Source organism: Paenibacillus sp. 22594, assembly GCF_052044425.1.
GTDB lineage: Bacteria > Bacillota > Bacilli > Paenibacillales > Paenibacillaceae > Paenibacillus_AQ.
The window spans coordinates 1,127,084-1,143,995 of record NZ_JBQENA010000001.1 but is presented as its reverse complement, the minus strand read 5'-3'; the positions used below and the strand labels follow the sequence as shown (position 1 = coordinate 1,143,995).

The window sequence follows — 16,912 nt, the reverse complement described above, 5'->3', positions numbered from 1 at the left end:
TTGGCGGGAGAGTTGCCTTTTGAAATGCCTCTGTTAGAAATGCGTAAAAAAATTGCCGAACTGAATCAGTTCGGTGAAGAAAAAGGGATTGATTTCAGCGATGAAATCGCCCGTCTTGAAGAACGCTATCGTGTGCTTGAAGATGAAATATATTCTAACATTTCTCCGTCCCAGAAGATGCATCTGGCGCGGCATCACGGCCGTCCGACTTCAATGGATCTGATGAGCCTGATCTTTACCGACTTTATTGAGCTGCATGGAGACCGCCTGTTCGGAGATGATCTCGCCGTAGTTGGCGGAATCGCCAAGCTGAACGGGACTCCCGTCACGGTGATCGGCCAGCAGCGGGGCAAGGATACGAAGGAGAATATTCTCCGTTTCTTTGGGAGCGCCCATCCGGAAGGATTCCGCAAGTCACTGCGGCTGATGAAGCAGGCCGAGAAGTTCGGCCGTCCGGTCATTACCTTTGTCGATACCAAGGGGGCCTACCCCGGCAATACGGCAGAGGAAAGAGGGCAGTCGGAAGCTATTGCGAGAAATCTGTATGAAATGTCGCAATTAGCGGTACCCGTCATTTGCGTAATCATTGGCGAAGGCGGCAGCGGCGGGGCGTTAGCTATGGCGGTGGGCAACCGCGTCCTGATGCTGGAGCATGCCATCTATTCAGCGATTTCGCCGAATGGCGCGGCTTCTATTCTGTGGAAGGACGCCTCCAAGGCGGAGCAGGCTGCGGAAGCCATGAAGATTACAGCGGCCGATCTGCTGGAGATGGAAGTGATTGAGGAGATCGTTCCTGAACCTAGAGGCGGAGCTCACCGTGACTACGAAGAGACCGCTGCGGCGATCAAGGATGCCTTATGGCGACATTTGCAGGAGTTGTCGGGTATGGACTGCGCCGAGCTCAAGGAAGACCGTTACCTTAAATTCCGCAAAATTGGTGTGTTTGCCGAAGCTGAAGCTGAGCTCATCAGTGTTGAGGCCGAAGTGCAAAGCGTCGACTGAGGAAGGGTTTCCATTTGCACTTTTAGACATAAATCGCGATTTGGCAGCCTTTGATCTGGACGGGCAGAAGTATACATTTATTACCACCAGAACAACCCTGTGATCACTCCGGGGTTGTTTTTATTTTGTTGCCCTTCTTTGAAAATCCGGAGTAAATTTACTGTAAAAAGTCGCCGCAACATTGATTTTGTGTCCAAGTTGCAGTAATATTCATAAGGGTGCAGTAAAAGGTACATGTGACAAAGTTCCTATGCAGATTGCATGCCTTATAGTAGATTTTGTAGTTGGAAAAAGTGAGACAGAGAGAACGAAAAAACGGAGGAAAACCTAATGCGGAAAAGTAAAATTGTATGTACGATTGGTCCTGCTAGTGAATCGTTGGAGAATATCAAAAAATTGATTTTGGCCGGTATGAATGTAGCCCGTCTGAACTTCTCCCACGGCGATTTTGAAGAGCACGGCAACCGGATCAAAACGATCCGTCAAGCTTCTAAAGAACTTGGCAAAACTGTTGCTATCCTGCTCGACACCAAAGGACCAGAAATTCGCACAGGCAAGCTGGAAGTAGAACCGATTGAACTGGTTCAGGACGAGTATCTGACATTGACTACGGAAGAAATCCTTGGCGACCAAAACCGTATCTCCATCACTTACAGCGACCTGCCTAACGATGTTCAAGTAGGATCGACTATCCTGATCGACGACGGCCTTATCGGACTTACCGTTGTTGACGTTCAAGGCACAGAAATCAAGACCCGCATTGTTAACGGCGGTACGATCAAGAGCAAAAAAGGCGTTAACGTACCAGGAGTTGCAATCTCCCTGCCGGGCATTACGGAAAAAGACACCAATGATATCATTTTTGGGATTGAACAGGACATCGATTTTATCGCCGCTTCCTTCGTTCGCAAAGCCAGCGACGTTCTGGAAATTCGTGCATTGCTTGAGAAGCACAACGCTTCCCACATCCAAATCATTTCCAAAATTGAGAACCAGCAAGGTGTTGACAACCTTGATGAAATCCTGGAAGTTTCCGACGGCCTGATGGTTGCCCGCGGTGACCTTGGTGTGGAAATTCCAGCTGAAGATGTGCCTTTGGCTCAAAAATTGATGATTCAAAAATGTAACATTGCCGGCAAACCGGTAATCACTGCTACACAAATGCTGGATTCCATGCAGCGCAACCCGCGTCCTACCCGCGCCGAAGCGAGTGACGTAGCGAACGCAATCTTCGACGGAACCGATGCAATCATGCTGTCCGGTGAAACAGCTGCCGGGAAATATCCGGTAGAATCCGTACTGACCATGTCCCGCATTGCTGAGAAGGCTGAATCCGCACTGAACCACCGTGAAATCTTCATGAAGCAGCAAATTGCTCAGGAAACTACTGTAACTGAAGCAATCAGCCAATCCGTTGCGATCTCCGCTCTGGACCTGAACGCTAAGGCTATTATTTCTTCGACAGTAACGGGCCACACTGCACGCGTGGTTTCCAAATACCGTCCAAAATCACAGATTATCGCTGTGACAACACAAGAAAGAACTATGCGTCAACTGGCTCTCGTATGGGGCGTAACTCCGGTTCACGGACTTGAAGCTACTTCCACAGACGAATTGCTCGAAACTGCTCTTAAAGGCGGTAAAGCATCCGGTCTGGTGAAAGCTGGAGATCTGGTTGTTATTACAGCCGGTATTCCACTTGGACGTTCCGGTTCCACTAACCTGGTAAAAGTAGATACGATCCCTGCTGACTAGTCTTCAGGAATCTGTCTCAGCCATGTTTGATTGAATCCCAAAAAAGCAATGGTGCAAGACGCCATTGCTTTTTTTATTAATATGGATGTTATATATTGAATGGAGAGTTTTGGGGAAAGTACATTAAGATCGGACAAAAATAGGGCTTCTGGAATGAATCAGAGGTTTCCCTTTACGATAGACGCGTTTGACGATAAAAGCATCCCCGCTTGCATTAGGGCAGGCAGGAACGGCTACTGTAACCTTATTCTGGACCATGATACCGCCGTCGGCAGGCGTAAGTCTTGGACTTTTGCCATTCACCCGGCAACATAAGAACCGGGTGGGCGACATTTTGGTAAGTCCCCCTATGCTCCCGCCTACCTGGGGCGCTTCCAAAATCCACTCGGCAGAGGTTTGCGGACCTGAGTATCGCTGAACAGTGCGGAAAGTCCAGGATTTGCTGAGATTGCAGAGCGTAATTCGCCATTTGCCGCTGCTAAGCTTGACGATGGAAGCCCGCATGTGGTCCCCCGCAGAAACAGGAAGCGGGATTACAGTCTCTGCTGCAGGGAGAATTTCCCACCAGGCATAGTAGTGTAGAACTCCATTTATGGATTCGTGACCGGTTCCTGTCTGGATCAGACTGCTATTCCTGAAGCCGTCGATTCCGATCCAGGCAGAGGAATAGGTGGGACTGGAAGTGGGTTTGACAAAAGGAACTGTCCATTCACCGGAAATCCGCCGGAAGGAAGCCTTTTTGCCAGAGATGGCATACCCGCTCCAGTTGCCGGAGGTCCAGCCAAAACCGGTGCTTCGGGCTCTGCCTGCATGGGATTTATCCGTAATACAAGGCCGTGTACCTTTTGAAAGATTAGCTTTGCTCACAGTTTCACCACCTTTTATCAATAAGAGAAGTTAGGTCTGCTGCTCTATTTAATGCGGTGTAGACTTATAAAGTATGGGTATTCCGTTAAAAAGGAATAGAGAGGACTTATCGTACAAATGGATAAATTATTGAAGCTGCGCGGGTTTTATCTTTTTTTGGGACTTGCCGGCGGCTCATTTGGCTCGTATCTTACACTACTGCTGAAAGACAACGGACTCGGCAGCGGCCGGATCGGAATGCTGATGGCGACGGGCACCTTGATTGCTATCTGTATTCAGCCCCTGTGGGGCGTAATCTCAGACCGTTACAATCAGGCGCGGCTGGTGCTGATCCTTAGTGTGGCCGTACCTGCTGTGCTGGCGGTTTTTTACCAGTCGGAGTATTTCATTGTTTTGCTGGTGGTGTATACCGTATCAACCATCTTCTCCTCCACACAGGCTCCTATCGCCGATTCCTACGCCATTGTAGCGGCGAATCAGGCTGGCTCCACTTACGGGAGCATCCGGATGATGCTGAGCATAGGAGCGGCCGTAGGGGCCTATGCCGGGTCACAGTATGTGTCGCATTTTTCTGTATCCACGATCTGGCTGCCATTTCTGCTTCTGAACAGTGTCGCGGTTATTTTTGCGCTCACCCTGCCCAAGCAGGCGGAAGAGAACCGGATGATGACCCAGTCGTTCTCCAAAGGAATTAAAAACCTGCTGGGCAATAAGATCTTTCTGGCTTTTCTGGGCGGGAGCTTTCTGGTCAACCAGACCATGACAGCTTTCGGTACCTACTTTGTGATTGCCTTTCAATCGGTAGGCGGGTCGACCAGCCATGCGGGGATCGCGCTGTTCATCGCTTCGTTCACGAACTTCCCCTCCATGCTGTTTGCCTCCAAGATCATCCGGAAGCTGGGGAGGGAGCGCACGCTGCTGCTGGGTGCGCTGATCTATGTGCTGCGGTGGGGAATCCAGTTCGCTTTTCCGGCCCCTGCGGTGATGATTGGTGTTCAGGTACTGCATGGAGTGTCTTTCGGACTCTTTTATATTGCTGCGGTGGAATACGTATCGCACATCACGCTGCCTGAGATGCAGGCTACCGGCCAAAGCGTGTTCAACATCGTATTCTCCGGTTTTGCGGGGATTCTGGGCAATCTGCTGAACGGGATTTTACTGGACGAGGGTGGTGTGTGGCTGATGAACTTGTCCTGTATGATCAGTTCTGCGGCGGGTGCGCTTCTGATTTTCTACGTCGTTCGAAGCTCACGAAAAAATGTTCCGCTGCCGGTGGCTTCTGAAGGAGCAAGCCTCTAGGAGGCACTGTAACAAATAATATTCTATAGAGAAGATAATAACGCAGCAGCCGTTTCTGCTTAGAAAGGGGCAATGTATTTATGGGATCACGTAATCCGGGATTGGCCAGCCGCTGGTATGCTACTTCATTCCGTGTCCGCTACCAGGAGACAGACCAGATGGGGGTGGTCTATCACGCCAATTATTTAAGCTGGTTTGAGAGTGGCCGTACAGAAATGTTCCGGGGGCTTGGCTTTGCCTACCGCACACTGGAAAATATGGGTGTGCTTCTGCCAGTCACGGCTGCAGATTTGCAATTTAAAAGTCCGGCGCGATATGATGATCTTGTCGCTGTGTATGCGCGCCTGACCACTTTTTCGGCACTACGGGTCGTATATGAATATGAAATCCGCCGGTTAGCGGAGCCGGGAACGGGTGAACCTGATTCCTCCGTGCTTACAACTGGGCCTGTATATCTAGATAAGCTGCCTGGTGAATTGCTCGTTGCCGGTTCAACCAGCCACGTGTGGCTGAATATGGACTGGAAGCCAGTTAGACTGGACCGGATACTTCCGGAATTGTTTCACGCCATAACCTTGGCGCTTAGGGAAGAAGGAGGAGCAGTATGATCAGGAACAAATGGCTGTGGGCTGCATTATTCATTATCCCGGCCGTGGAATTATTCGGGTTTATTTATGTGGCAGGTTTTCTCGGAGCACCCAAGACAATGCTGCTCATGCTGGCCAGCTCTGTGATCGGTTTCTTGATGATGCGTTTTGAAGGCAAGAAGGTGCTGCTCGACAGCAGAACACAGATGCAGGAGGGCCGGGTACCGGGGCGGACCATGCTGGACGGCTTGTGCATTTTTTTTGGCGGCCTGCTGCTTATTCTGCCGGGCTTTGTGACGGATATTGTCGGATTTTCGCTGGTGTTTCCGCTGACCCGGCCGCTGTACCGGGTTTTTCTGCTAAAATGGATTGAGAAAAAAATGAAAAACGGCACCTTCACCTTTTACCGAAGATAAGCCGGTAAGAGGAAGGTGCCGGAATTCCCGGTTCAGCTGGAGCGTTTCTATTGCAGGTTTATGCAGTAGAACGCTCTTTTTATTTACTCAATTTCACGACAAGCACGCTTTAGCTTTAATGCAGCCTGCCGCTCACAATATAGCTATGCAGTGCGCGGAACACGCCGGCCCGGTGAAAGGCATCGAGCACGACCAATAGGACGGGGCCGAGGATCAGACCAAGCATGCCGAACAGCTGCAGGCCGGCGAACATGCCGATTAGCATAGCAAGCGGGTCCAGGCCAATGCTGCTTGCAAGTACCTTAGGCTCCAAAATCTGGCGGGTGATGAGAATTACGGCATAGAGCACCGATAACCCGATGCCAAGCGCCAGATTGCCGGTCATGTAGGAGTATAGAGCCCATGGCAGCAGCACAATCCCCACCCCGAGATAAGGCACTAGATCGACCAGTCCAATCGTCAGCCCAATGGCAAATGCAGAATCTACGCCAAGCACCAGGAGGCCGGTAATGACGATGATCGCCGTGATTGAAATCAGCACCAGCTGTGCCCTAAGGTAGCCAAACAGCGCCTTGCGCAGATCCTGCCAGATCTCGGATACCGGTCTGCGCATCGGTGCAGGCACAAGCGCTCTCAGCTTCGCATTATGCCGGTCCCAGCCGGTGCTGAGGAAGAAGGCGGATAACATGATGACGATAAGGATGGTACCCAGACTGGGCAATGCGGAGATCAGCTTCAGGATCATATTGAAAAATCCGGTAATGAACTGAGTCATGGCTTGGCCTACCGTCTCCGTAGTCCTGCTGATATTACTGTCGATAGTGGCATGATAGTTTGGGTTATCGTGGTAAAACTGATTGATCTGGTTGATAATATTTTGAATGCTGGCATTCCGGCTAATGGACAGCAGCAGCTCCCGCCACTGGTCGGTGTGCAAATCGAATGTCTGCAGCAGGACAATCAGTTCCTTAACAAGTCGGGTGATCAATGCAGTCAGAACGAGCGCGGTACCCCCTACATAAAAGAGCAGTGACAACGACACGGCCAGCCAGCGCGGAAGCTTGAAGCCTATTAGAATAAGCACCAGAGGATGCATCAGGTAGGCAAGCAGGTAAGCAAGCAGCAGAGGATACATAAGCGGGAGCAAGACATAGACGGCCACCAGCAGTGATGAGGCCGCCAGCACGACCCACAGGCCGCGCAGCACTCTTTTTAATACCAGCGAATCCATGCCAGATCCCTCCAAATAAAGGCTGCTGCTACTGAACCAGCTCGTCTAATATATATTCAGAGATTGGATATAAAGACTATCCCGACACAGGAATCCGCTTTTTCACAGCAGACTGTATAAACTGAAAGCGTAAACATGAAACAGGGATTTCAGAAGTTTTTTTCTATCTGTCCGATAAAATCATTTGATGCGTCTCAAAGCTTCCATGTTGTTCACATAACCGTCAAAATCCGGTATGATTATTAAAGGTTACACACCGAAAGTTCGTTGCATTCTCTGCAGCATGTCAATCTGCATGATTATTGATTGTTCGGATACATCAAAATGTAAATGTTTTCATCCCTGTAATAACAGTATTTATACCTAGTTGGCAAAGGAGAGAGATACTATGACAGCTACTAAAGGATTGGAAGGCATTGTTGCCACAACCTCCTCGATCAGTTCGATTGTGGATGGCGTACTCACTTACCGCGGATACGATATCGATGATCTTGCGGAGAACGCTACTTTCGAAGAGACCGCTTATTTGCTGTGGTTCGGCAATCTGCCGACGACTCCTGAGCTGCAGGCCCTGCGGCGTGATCTCAGCGCCTTTGCGCCAATCCCTGATCAGGTGATTGCACAAATGAAGCTGTACCCCAAAGATGTGAGCACGATGGCCGCTCTCCGCTCGGCTGTATCCAGCCTTGCCCTGTATGACTCAGACGCCGACGATATGAGCCGTGAAGCAAATGAGATCAAGGCTGTTAAGCTGCAGGCGCAGATCCCGACAGTGGTTGCTGCGCTGGCCCGTATTCGTAAGGGGCTTGATCCTATAGCCCCTAAGGAAGGTCTGTCCATTGCCGAGAATTTCCTGTATATGCTCTGGGGCAAGCAGCCGGATATAGTATCGGTCAAAGCACTGGACACCGCGCTTGTACTGCATGCCGATCATGAGCTGAATGCGTCCACCTTTGCCGGACGGGTTACGGTTGCTACACTTTCGGACATTTATTCAGGTGTCACTTCGGCCATCGGTGCGCTCAAAGGACCACTGCACGGAGGCGCGAATGAAGCGGTTATGAAGATGCTTGAGGAAATCGGCAGTCTGGATGCGGTGGAATCGTACGTCAGCGGTAAGCTTGCGCGCCGTGAGAAGATCATGGGCTTCGGGCACCGTGTCTACAAGAATGGCGATCCGCGTGCCAAACATCTGATGAAGATGTCCCGTGAGCTGGGGATGATGAAGAATGACACCACACTCTATGATATGTCTGTCAAAGTCGAGGAGCTGATTACTTCACAGAAGGGCTTGAAGCCTAACGTTGATTTTTATTCGGCTTCGGTCTATACACAGCTGGGCATTGAGCGGGAGCTGTTCACACCGATTTTTGCAATCAGCCGTGTTTCGGGTTGGACTGCGCACATTCTGGAGCAGTATGAGGACAACCGCATCATCCGCCCGCGTGCGGAATACACAGGAATGTCCGAACAAAAATACGTTCCGGTGGACGAGAGATAAAGCAGCCCTTGCGGGCCGCTGCACCCCTTTAGTAGAATGAACTATAAACCAAACTCACAGCCTATGCTTCCTGAGAGAGTTTTGAACGAAGAATATTCGAAGACTATTCTAAGGAAGTCTAGGCTCACAAAACAAAATTTTTAGGAGGAATACCCACTAATGTTGAAACTGGAAAAATACGATCTGCCGACAGAAGGCGAACAAATCACAATCGAAGATGGCAAGCTGCTCGTTCCGGATCATCCGATCATCCCGTTCATTGAGGGTGACGGTACAGGCCGCGACATTTGGAAAGCCTCCAAACGGGTACTGGATGCCGCAGTAGCCAAAGCATACGGCGGTAAGAAACAGATTGCCTGGTACGAAGTATTTGCCGGCGAGAAGGCCTTCAATACATATGGTGAATGGCTGCCGAATGATACGCTTGAAGCAATTCGTGAGTACATTGTAGCGATCAAAGGACCTCTGACGACTCCAATCGGTGGAGGCATCCGTTCCCTGAATGTAGCACTGAGACAGGAATTGGATCTGTATGTCTGCCTGCGTCCGGTTCGCTATTTTGATGGAGTGCCTTCACCTGTGAAGCATCCTGAGCTAGTGGACATGGTGATTTTCCGTGAGAACACAGAGGATATTTATGCCGGAATCGAGTATCAGGAAGGTTCCGCTGAAGTGAAGAAGGTTATAGAATTCCTGCAAAACGAGATGGGTGTGAACAAAATCCGGTTCCCGGAAACATCCGGAATCGGTATTAAGCCGGTTTCCATGGAAGGTTCGAAACGTCTGGTGCGCTCCGCTGTTGAATATGCAATCAAGCATGGCCGCAAGAGTGTAACACTGGTACACAAAGGCAATATTATGAAGTTTACCGAAGGCGCATTTAAGAACTGGGGTTATGAAGTAGCCGAGCAGGAATTCGGCGATCATGTCTTCACCTGGAATCAATATGATGCCATCAAGGAGCAGAGCGGTGAGGCTGCAGCTAATGCTGCTCAGAAGGAAGCAGAAGCAGCAGGCAAAATCATCATCAAGGATGCGATTGCGGATATTGCCCTGCAGCAGGTATTGACCCGTCCAACCGATTTCGATGTGATTGCAACGCTCAACCTGAACGGTGATTACCTTTCCGACGCACTGGCTGCGCAAATTGGCGGAATCGGCATCGCTCCCGGCGCAAATATCAACTATATTACGGGTCACGCTATTTTTGAAGCTACTCATGGTACTGCACCTAAGTATGCGGATAAGGACGTGGTAAATCCGGGTTCAGTGATTCTGTCCGGCGTTATGCTGCTGGAGCATCTGGGCTGGCAGGAAGCGGCTGATCTGATCTACAAAGGCATGAGCACGGCTATTAACAATAAGACCGTAACCTATGATTTCGCCCGTCAGATGGAAGGCGCAACAGAGCTGAAATGCTCGGCATTTGCTGACGAGATCATCAATCACCTGTAGTCCCTGAAATCTATTGCATATGCTTACGAAGTGAGTTTGTACGAAGGGATATGAGTATTCCTAACAAACGCTTAGGAGGATCACTCGTGGCTATCAAACGTCATAAAATTACAGTTGTGGGCGCCGGTTTTACCGGTGCCACCACGGCGCTGATGCTTGCCCAGAGGGAGCTTGGCAATGTGGTGCTTCTGGATATTCCCCAGCTTGAGAACCAGACCAAGGGGAAGGCGCTGGACATGCAGGAAGCCGGTCCGGTACAGAAGTATGATGCCCAGATCACAGGAACTTCCAGCTACGACGATGCTGCGGATTCGGATATCGTCATCATTACGGCGGGTGTTGCCCGCAAACCGGGGATGAGCCGCGATGATCTGGTGAATACGAACGCGGGCATCGTAAAATCAGTCTGCGAAAATGTGAAACGTGTGGCTCCGGAATCCATAGTAATTATCTTGAGTAATCCGGTGGATGCCATGACTTACGTTGCTTATAATGCCCTAGGGTTTCCTAAGAATCGTGTAATCGGTCAATCCGGTGTGCTGGACACCGCGCGGTACTGCACCTTCATTGCTCAAGAGCTTAATGTTTCTGTAGAGGATGTGCGCGGCTTCGTGATGGGTGGCCACGGTGATGATATGGTTCCGCTGATCCGTTACTCCAGTGTCAGCGGCATTCCGATTGATAAGCTGATTCCTGCGCAGCGGATTGCCGATATTGTAGAGCGTACCCGCGTTGGCGGAGGGGAGATTGTCAGCCTGCTCGGTAATGGCAGTGCCTACTACGCTCCTGCAGCATCTCTGGTGCAAATGGCCGAAGCGATCCTGAAGGACAAAAAACGGATTATTCCCGTCATTGCCCTGCTGGAAGGGGAATATGGTTATTACGGACTGTTCCTGGGAATCCCGGCGCTGCTTGGTGCCGAGGGTATTGAGAAAATCTACGAGCTGGAGCTGACTGCGGAAGAAAAGGCAGCTCTGGATAAGTCAGCAGATTCTGTACGTGCGGTAACTTCAGTGGTTATGGTATGATTTCCAGTGGTCACAAGCCCTCATTTCTTGAATGGAAATGAGGGTTTTCTTTTCATGAACGGCGGGGTTGGGTATAATAAGAATGTAACTTATATCACAGCGAAAAGTGAGGAGGTTAATCAATGGACCGTATTTTCTTTTTCTTACATATGATCGGGACATTGGCGGTCGGCTTTTACCTGGTGCTTCCGTTTATTCTGAGCGGCACCGGTAAGCTGTCTGCTGCAGCCAAAGAAGGGACGCTTAGCGCAATCGGCGGATTGAACCGGTTTGCCCAGTATGGTCTTGTCATTCAGCTGCTGACCGGCGGATACATGATCTCTCAGGGGGATTACACCGTAGCCTGGATGGTTATCGTGGTTGTACTCCTGCTGGCGATGTTTGCCTTGGGCGGCATCATGGGCAAGCCGCTGCGTCTGGCTGCAGCCGGCATGCGCGAGAACCGTGATGTGTCAGACCATACCGCGAAGCTTCGCACCATGAGCCTGCTGCTGATGGTTGTGCTGATCGTAATGGTGTTTTTCATGGTGTATAGACACATTATCTAGAAATATAAGGATTTATAGGTTTCACGCTATAAATCATCCTTCTATTTCTCGCTGAAACGGATTCCGTCCCTTAAAAGGACGGCCAAGCCGTTTCCACTTGGTATGGGTGATTATTCGCCAAACCGTCAAGCCTGCCCCTGGTTCGAGGGGGCGGGCTTTTACTGCATTCTGGCCTGCATATCTTATAAAAGATCCTCTGACGAAAACACATTGCTTTTCTCAAATTCCGCTTGTATCCCGGGTGGGAGCAGGGCCTGAAGCTCCTGACGGGTACACCATTTATAGTCTGCATGCTCTTCGGAGAGCACCACTCTATTCTCATCGGTCCGGCACCAGTAGGTGATAATGACGAGTTGCCTGCCCGGATCGGTCAGAAAGGACACGGCATACAATAGCTTTTCCACCGTGACCGTGAGTCCGGTTTCCTCCTGAATCTCCCTCTCCAGTGCAGCCTCCAGGCCTTCTCCGAATTCCATTTTTCCGCCGGGGCATTCCCAGCTGCCTGCTCCTATCACATCTGCAGCTGCCCGCTGTACGAGCAGGATTCTGCCTTGATGCAAAATGACTCCTTTGACCGCGACGATGATGCTCCGTGCATTTCTGGTCATATAACTTATGCGCCTCCTTATCCTATGGGTTAATCGCTCCGAATCTCATCTCGGATCTATACTTCACTAAATTATATCGGCCCTTTACGTCAAAAACGACTGTATTTTTGTTTGGACAGCCGGGAAGTGTGGTAAGTAACATAACGAAAGCGATTGTATAATTGATGATGCATAAGCCATCCTAATACGATGTGGTTACTTCAACAAAAGGTACACAGCGAAAGGAGAATGGATCATGCCAGAAAATAAGCAGACTACCAAAACCTTGCCTCCCCAGGTGCAGGATCATCAGCCCGGTATCGAGAGCGAGATGAATCCGCGCCCTGAATTTGAAACTTCCAGCTACAAGGCGGCAGGCAAACTGCTGGGTAAGGCGGCGCTCATTACGGGAGGCGATAGCGGTATTGGACGGGCGGTTGCCGTTCATTTTGCCAAAGAAGGTGCGGATGTGGTCATTTCCTACCTGAATGAGCATTCCGATGCCGAAGAGACCAAACGCCAAGTGGAGCAGGAGGGACGGAAGTGTATTCTGATTGCCGGTGACATCGGCGTAGAAGCGTTCTGCCAGGATCTGATCAACCGGGCGGTGGAGGGACTGGGCAAGCTGGACATCCTGATCAACAATGCGGCCGAGCAGCATCCGCAGGACAAGATCGAGGATATTACCTCCGAGCAGCTGGAGCGGACGTTCCGTACGAATATTTTCTCTATGTTCTATTTGACCAAGGCAGCTATGCCGCATCTGAAAAAGGGCTCCACAATCATCAACACGACGTCGATTACCGCGTACCGCGGCAGTCCGCAGCTGCTGGACTATTCGTCCACCAAGGGCGCGATTCTCAGCTTCACCCGCTCGTTGTCGATGAATCTGGCGGAAAAGGGTATCCGTGTGAATGCTGTCGCTCCGGGTCCGATCTGGACACCACTGATTCCATCCACATTTGATGCCAAAAAGGTCAGCGAGTTCGGCGGTACACAGCCCATGCAGCGTCCGGGACAACCGGAAGAGCTGGCGCCAGCCTATGTCTATCTGGCCTCGGATGATTCATCCTATGTCAGCGGTCAGGTAATGCATGTTAACGGCGGGGAAATTGTCAACGGCTAGAAGTTACTGTGCGGCCAGTCGGTTTCGGAAAATATAACGGTTCAAGAGCAGGCCCATGCGGTCTGCTCTTTTTTATGTCCCTTGCAAGCAGTGAAGCTTTCGGTAAAAGGGATAGCTTTTCCGAGGAATAATATGTTAATATGAACCACGTCAGCAACTGAATACAGCAATTGTCCCTAGGGGTGCCGCAAGGCTGAGACGAACGTGACGTTCGGACCCTTTGAACCTGATCTGGTTAAAACCAGCGTAGGAAAGCGGAGAATGAATGAACTGCAGCGGGGTTGTATTTCTTACACCCGTATTCCTGTACAAATTTATGACTGCCTCCTATCGCGGGGGCGGTTTTTTTGTGTTGCCCGTTTGTCGCAAAAGAGTGGAGCAGGAGGTGAAGAATTGGCGGAAATTCATTTGATCTCTGATGGGAAGTTGGAGCCGGGGCGGTTCGTCAGCCTGGCGGCCGCTGTGCATCCGCTCGTGGACTATATTCATCTGCGGGAAAAGCACCGGTCTGCCCTGGAGCTGCTGGGCATGGCAGAGCAGCTGATGCGTGCAGGAATCCCCGCATCCTGTCTGGTCATCAATGATCGGCTGGATGTTGCGCTTGCCGCCGGTGCAGGTGCTGTCCAGCTAGCCTGGCACAGCTTGCCGCCTGCAGCAGCCCGTGCAGCCGCTTCCGGTCTCCGGCTGGGAAGGTCAGTGCACTCCGCGGCAGAAGCCGCTGAAGCAGGCCGGCAAGGGGCGGACTTTTGCCTGTTCGGGCATATTTTCCCTACTGGCTGCAAGCCCGGTCAGCGGGGGCGCGGTTTGGCGCTACTGGAGGAAGCGGTCCGTAGCACCCGCATTCCACTGATTGCTATCGGCGGGGTGGAGCCTGGTAATGCAGGTCAGGTGATCCGTCACGGTGCTGCCGGGATTGCGGTCATGTCCGGCATTTGCGGAGCGGATGACCCTGTAGCTGCTGCCCGTGCTTACTGGTTGGCGCTCCAGGAGTCGTAAGATCTGTGTGTTTGAATGTACCGTGGGTGACCACGTGAAGGAGGTGAGAAGGCATGAATCTAATCATCAATGGCAAACCCGGAGTAGTTGCGGAAGACTGCCGGACCGTTGCCGATCTGTTAAACCGGCCTGAATGGAGCTTTCGGCTTGTGATCGTGGAACGAAATGGTGAGATTGTCAGCAAGGAGCATTACGGGGCGGTGGCATTATGTGAAGGCGACCGGCTGGAGCTGGTGCATTTTGTGGGCGGGGGCTGATGCCGTGAGGCTATCATAAAATATAAGAATTTATTTTCACGCTGTCGAATTTCATTACAGGAGGCGAGTTCATGTTAGATCCATTCGTGATTGGCGGCATTACGTTATCGAGCCGGCTGTTCATCGGCACCGGCAAATACAGCCGCAATACACTTATTCCCGAGGTGGTTTCAGCTTCAGGCTCACAAGTGATCACGGTTGCCCTGCGCCGTGTAGATCCGGAGAGCCAGGACAATATTATTAGCCATATTCCTTCCCATATGACTCTGCTTCCGAATACTTCGGGTGCGCGCAATGCCGAGGAAGCTGTGCGGATCGCCAGACTGGCCAGAGCCGCCGGCCTTGGTAATTGGGTCAAGATTGAGGTCATCAATGATCAGAAATATCTGCTGCCGGACAACCTGGAGACTATCCGGGCTACGGAAATACTGGCCGCAGAAGGCTTCGTAGTGCTGCCCTATATGAGCCCGGACCTCTCAGCCGCGCTGCGGATGCAAGCAGCGGGAGCCGCCGCCATTATGCCGCTGGGTTCACCCATCGGCTCGAACCGCGGCCTGCGCACCAAAGAGCTGCTGCGCATTCTCATCTCTGAGGTGGATCTTCCGGTGATCGTCGATGCCGGTATCGGCCGCCCCTCCGAAGCGGCAGAAGCGATGGAGCTTGGCGCATCCGCTGTGTTGCTCAATACGGCAATCGCTACCGCCCGTGATCCGCTGCTAATGGCAGAAGCCTTTCGCGAGGCGGTAGTTGCAGGCCGCAAGGCTTATTTGGCTGGACTCGGTCCAGTGGAAGAGACGGCTGTCGCGTCTTCGCCTTTGACCGGATTTCTGAAGTGACTCACAAGCTAACGGAAATGGGGGAGTAACATGAGCTTTTTTGAACCACTGACTCGTCTGGAGCAACTGCCTTACGAGAGCTTGTGGCGGGAGTACCGGGTGGAGGATGTGAAGCGGGCGCTTCTCAAGGATCGTCTGGATGAAAAAGACCTGCAGGCCCTGCTGTCTCCGGCTGCGGAATCTTGTCTGGAGGAGATGGCTCAGCGAGCGCAGCGGTTGACCCGTACGCATTTTGGGCATGTGATGCAGCTGTTCACACCGATGTACCTGGCTGATTTCTGTGTGAATCACTGTACGTATTGCAGCTTCAGCTCGATTTATGATTTTCCGCGAAAAAGATTGACTCTGGAGGAGGTCAGACAAGAGGCTATAGCAATCTCCTCCACGGGCCTGCGCCATCTTCTGATTCTGACCGGGGAATCGCGCAGGGAGAGTCCGGCCACATATGTGAAGGAATGCGTAGAAATTCTGCATGAGTACTTCTCTTCTGTCAGTATTGAGGTGAACCCGCTGTCCACTGAAGAGTATCGGGAGCTTAGGGAAGCGGGAGTGGACGGGCTGACCCTGTATCAGGAGGTCTACCACCAGGAAACCTACCGCAAGCTGCATGTGAAAGGTCCCAAAAGAGTCTACCGCAACCGTCTGGATGCCCCCGAACGGGGCTGTCAGGCCGGTTTCCGCTCTGTCAACATCGGTGCTCTTCTGGGCATGTATGATTGGCGCCAGGAAGCCTTCATGACCGCGATGCATGCCCGCTATCTGCAGGACAAATATCCGGAATGCGAAATCGGCTTATCCGCTCCGCGCTTTCGTCCGTATCTGGGCGAGTTCAACCCGGACAGCGATGTCACCGACCGTGCGCTGGTGCAGATTATTTTGGCGTATCGCCTGTTTCTGCCGCGCTCCGGCATAACCCTTTCCACCCGGGAGCCCGCCTCCCTGCGGGATCATCTGATCCATCTTGGGATCACCAAAATGTCGGCAGGTGTCTCCACCGAAGTAGGGGGACACACCCAGGATGGCGGGACTCCGCAATTCGAAATCTCGGATGAACGGAATGTGCAGGAGATCACGGATATGCTTCAGGCGGCCGGCCTGCAGCCTGTCTTCAAGGATTGGGACCTGCTGAAGCTACAGGCATAATAAGGGTTGCCGTGGCAAGAGTGCTAAAGTGCTAAGGTGCTAATTGTCAGAAAAGCATGCAGGAAATCTGGCGAGGCTGGAGAGTGTGAGAAGATCCGGTGGCGTTCATCAATCTCCATGAATGGAATCATCAAGCGAACCGTTTTCTTCTTTTGGAGTAGGGGCAGCCCATTGCCTTGCAACGGACTGAGGAGCTCTTATATCAAGCGTAAGCCATGGTTTCGCCCAGCTAACGGACTAGAGTGCAGTTATTCTCGGAGATTCACCCGAAAAATGCC

Annotated in this window: 17 protein-coding genes and 1 riboswitch; of the genes, 14 read left to right on the top strand and 3 right to left on the bottom strand. The window is 51.5% G+C overall.

Annotation, left to right across the window (positions count from 1 at the left end; all coding sequences use genetic code 11):
• Together ACTJKB_RS05315 and pyk are read left to right on the top strand one after the other, a co-directional pair.
• On the top strand, positions 1 to 1,002 hold the full coding sequence (locus ACTJKB_RS05315) for an acetyl-CoA carboxylase carboxyltransferase subunit alpha (protein ID WP_440832270.1): 1,002 nt from the start codon (positions 1 to 3) through the stop codon (positions 1,000 to 1,002).
• A gap of 330 nt (positions 1,003 to 1,332) precedes the next feature.
• Positions 1,333 to 2,757 (top strand): pyruvate kinase, encoded by a 1,425-nt coding sequence (gene pyk / locus ACTJKB_RS05310; protein ID WP_440832269.1) that lies wholly within the window; start codon positions 1,333 to 1,335, stop codon positions 2,755 to 2,757.
• A gap of 123 nt (positions 2,758 to 2,880) precedes the next feature.
• Here the strand turns inward: pyk and ACTJKB_RS05305 are convergent, their stop codons facing one another.
• Positions 2,881 to 3,624, bottom strand: coding sequence for a G1 family glutamic endopeptidase (locus ACTJKB_RS05305; protein ID WP_440832267.1), 744 nt, complete (start codon positions 3,622 to 3,624; stop codon positions 2,881 to 2,883).
• Positions 3,625 to 3,741: 117 nt separating this feature from the next.
• Between ACTJKB_RS05305 and ACTJKB_RS05300 the strand changes: the two genes are divergently transcribed.
• The 3 genes from ACTJKB_RS05300 (at position 3,742) to ACTJKB_RS05290 (ending at position 5,926) form a co-directional block, all read left to right on the top strand.
• Entirely contained in the window at positions 3,742 to 4,923 is a 1,182-nt protein-coding gene (locus ACTJKB_RS05300; RefSeq protein WP_440832266.1) for an MFS transporter, read from the top strand.
• 80 nt (positions 4,924 to 5,003) lie between these two features.
• Positions 5,004 to 5,531, top strand: coding sequence for an acyl-CoA thioesterase (locus tag ACTJKB_RS05295; protein WP_440832264.1), 528 nt, complete (start codon positions 5,004 to 5,006; stop codon positions 5,529 to 5,531).
• Positions 5,528 to 5,926: an FxsA family protein gene (locus ACTJKB_RS05290; protein ID WP_074084022.1), complete on the top strand. Its 399-nt coding sequence runs from the start codon at positions 5,528 to 5,530 to the stop codon at positions 5,924 to 5,926. Before ACTJKB_RS05295 ends, ACTJKB_RS05290 begins: the two co-directional genes overlap by 4 nt.
• Positions 5,927 to 6,041: 115 nt before the next feature.
• Here the strand turns inward: ACTJKB_RS05290 and ytvI are convergent, their stop codons facing one another.
• Positions 6,042 to 7,157: a sporulation integral membrane protein YtvI gene (ytvI, locus tag ACTJKB_RS05285; protein WP_440832263.1), complete on the bottom strand. Its 1,116-nt coding sequence runs from the start codon at positions 7,155 to 7,157 to the stop codon at positions 6,042 to 6,044.
• Positions 7,158 to 7,545: 388 nt separating this feature from the next.
• Between ytvI and citZ the strand changes: the two genes are divergently transcribed.
• The 4 genes from citZ to ACTJKB_RS05265 all read left to right on the top strand — a co-directional run bounded on the left by citZ (position 7,546) and on the right by ACTJKB_RS05265 (position 11,689).
• Positions 7,546 to 8,658, top strand: a complete 1,113-nt coding sequence (gene citZ, locus ACTJKB_RS05280) for a citrate synthase (RefSeq protein WP_440832262.1) — start codon at positions 7,546 to 7,548, stop codon at positions 8,656 to 8,658.
• A 159-nt stretch (positions 8,659 to 8,817) separates the two neighbouring features.
• Positions 8,818 to 10,113, top strand: a complete 1,296-nt coding sequence (gene icd, locus ACTJKB_RS05275; RefSeq protein ID WP_074111510.1) for an NADP-dependent isocitrate dehydrogenase — start codon at positions 8,818 to 8,820, stop codon at positions 10,111 to 10,113.
• Between the two features lie 86 nt (positions 10,114 to 10,199).
• Positions 10,200 to 11,141 (top strand): malate dehydrogenase, encoded by a 942-nt coding sequence (gene mdh / locus ACTJKB_RS05270; protein WP_440832260.1) that lies wholly within the window; start codon positions 10,200 to 10,202, stop codon positions 11,139 to 11,141.
• Positions 11,142 to 11,263: 122 nt separating this feature from the next.
• Positions 11,264 to 11,689 (top strand): hypothetical protein, encoded by a 426-nt coding sequence (locus tag ACTJKB_RS05265; protein WP_440832259.1) that lies wholly within the window; start codon positions 11,264 to 11,266, stop codon positions 11,687 to 11,689.
• Between the two features lie 182 nt (positions 11,690 to 11,871).
• Here the strand turns inward: ACTJKB_RS05265 and ACTJKB_RS05260 are convergent, their stop codons facing one another.
• On the bottom strand, positions 11,872 to 12,297 hold the full coding sequence (locus tag ACTJKB_RS05260; RefSeq protein WP_440832258.1) for an NUDIX hydrolase: 426 nt from the start codon (positions 12,295 to 12,297) through the stop codon (positions 11,872 to 11,874).
• 235 nt (positions 12,298 to 12,532) lie between these two features.
• On the opposite strand from ACTJKB_RS05260, the gene ACTJKB_RS05255 reads away from it, so the two are divergent.
• The 5 genes from ACTJKB_RS05255 (at position 12,533) to thiH (ending at position 16,634) form a co-directional block, all read left to right on the top strand.
• Positions 12,533 to 13,402, top strand: a complete 870-nt coding sequence (locus ACTJKB_RS05255) for an SDR family oxidoreductase (RefSeq protein WP_440832257.1) — start codon at positions 12,533 to 12,535, stop codon at positions 13,400 to 13,402.
• A 168-nt stretch (positions 13,403 to 13,570) separates the two neighbouring features.
• Positions 13,571 to 13,672: riboswitch (TPP riboswitch) on the top strand.
• Between the two features lie 123 nt (positions 13,673 to 13,795).
• Positions 13,796 to 14,398: a thiamine phosphate synthase gene (locus ACTJKB_RS05250; protein ID WP_440832255.1), complete on the top strand. Its 603-nt coding sequence runs from the start codon at positions 13,796 to 13,798 to the stop codon at positions 14,396 to 14,398.
• Positions 14,399 to 14,451: 53 nt separating this feature from the next.
• Complete coding sequence (gene thiS, locus ACTJKB_RS05245; RefSeq protein WP_440832254.1) at positions 14,452 to 14,655, top strand: sulfur carrier protein ThiS; 204 nt, start codon at positions 14,452 to 14,454, stop codon at positions 14,653 to 14,655.
• A 71-nt stretch (positions 14,656 to 14,726) separates the two neighbouring features.
• Complete coding sequence (locus ACTJKB_RS05240) at positions 14,727 to 15,491, top strand: thiazole synthase (protein ID WP_440832253.1); 765 nt, start codon at positions 14,727 to 14,729, stop codon at positions 15,489 to 15,491.
• A 30-nt stretch (positions 15,492 to 15,521) separates the two neighbouring features.
• Positions 15,522 to 16,634: a 2-iminoacetate synthase ThiH gene (thiH, locus tag ACTJKB_RS05235; RefSeq protein ID WP_440832252.1), complete on the top strand. Its 1,113-nt coding sequence runs from the start codon at positions 15,522 to 15,524 to the stop codon at positions 16,632 to 16,634.
• Positions 16,635 to 16,912 lie beyond the last annotated feature (278 nt).

Excerpts from the sequence above, each read along its gene's own strand:
- thiS (WP_440832254.1), top strand. The coding sequence starts at position 14,452 with ATGAATCTAATCATCAATGGCAAACCCGGAGTAGTTGCGGAAGACTGC.
- citZ (WP_440832262.1), top strand. The coding sequence starts at position 7,546 with ATGACAGCTACTAAAGGATTGGAAGGCATTGTTGCCACAACCTCCTCG.
- ytvI (WP_440832263.1), bottom strand. The coding sequence starts at position 7,157 with ATGGATTCGCTGGTATTAAAAAGAGTGCTGCGCGGCCTGTGGGTCGTG.
- ACTJKB_RS05240 (WP_440832253.1), top strand. The coding sequence starts at position 14,727 with ATGTTAGATCCATTCGTGATTGGCGGCATTACGTTATCGAGCCGGCTG.
- ACTJKB_RS05300 (WP_440832266.1), top strand. The coding sequence starts at position 3,742 with ATGGATAAATTATTGAAGCTGCGCGGGTTTTATCTTTTTTTGGGACTT.
- ACTJKB_RS05295 (WP_440832264.1), top strand. The coding sequence starts at position 5,004 with ATGGGATCACGTAATCCGGGATTGGCCAGCCGCTGGTATGCTACTTCA.
- pyk (WP_440832269.1), top strand. The coding sequence starts at position 1,333 with ATGCGGAAAAGTAAAATTGTATGTACGATTGGTCCTGCTAGTGAATCG.
- ACTJKB_RS05290 (WP_074084022.1), top strand. The coding sequence starts at position 5,528 with ATGATCAGGAACAAATGGCTGTGGGCTGCATTATTCATTATCCCGGCC.
- ACTJKB_RS05265 (WP_440832259.1), top strand. The coding sequence starts at position 11,264 with ATGGACCGTATTTTCTTTTTCTTACATATGATCGGGACATTGGCGGTC.
- icd (WP_074111510.1), top strand. The coding sequence starts at position 8,818 with ATGTTGAAACTGGAAAAATACGATCTGCCGACAGAAGGCGAACAAATC.
- thiH (WP_440832252.1), top strand. The coding sequence starts at position 15,522 with ATGAGCTTTTTTGAACCACTGACTCGTCTGGAGCAACTGCCTTACGAG.
- ACTJKB_RS05255 (WP_440832257.1), top strand. The coding sequence starts at position 12,533 with ATGCCAGAAAATAAGCAGACTACCAAAACCTTGCCTCCCCAGGTGCAG.
- ACTJKB_RS05260 (WP_440832258.1), bottom strand. The coding sequence starts at position 12,297 with ATGACCAGAAATGCACGGAGCATCATCGTCGCGGTCAAAGGAGTCATT.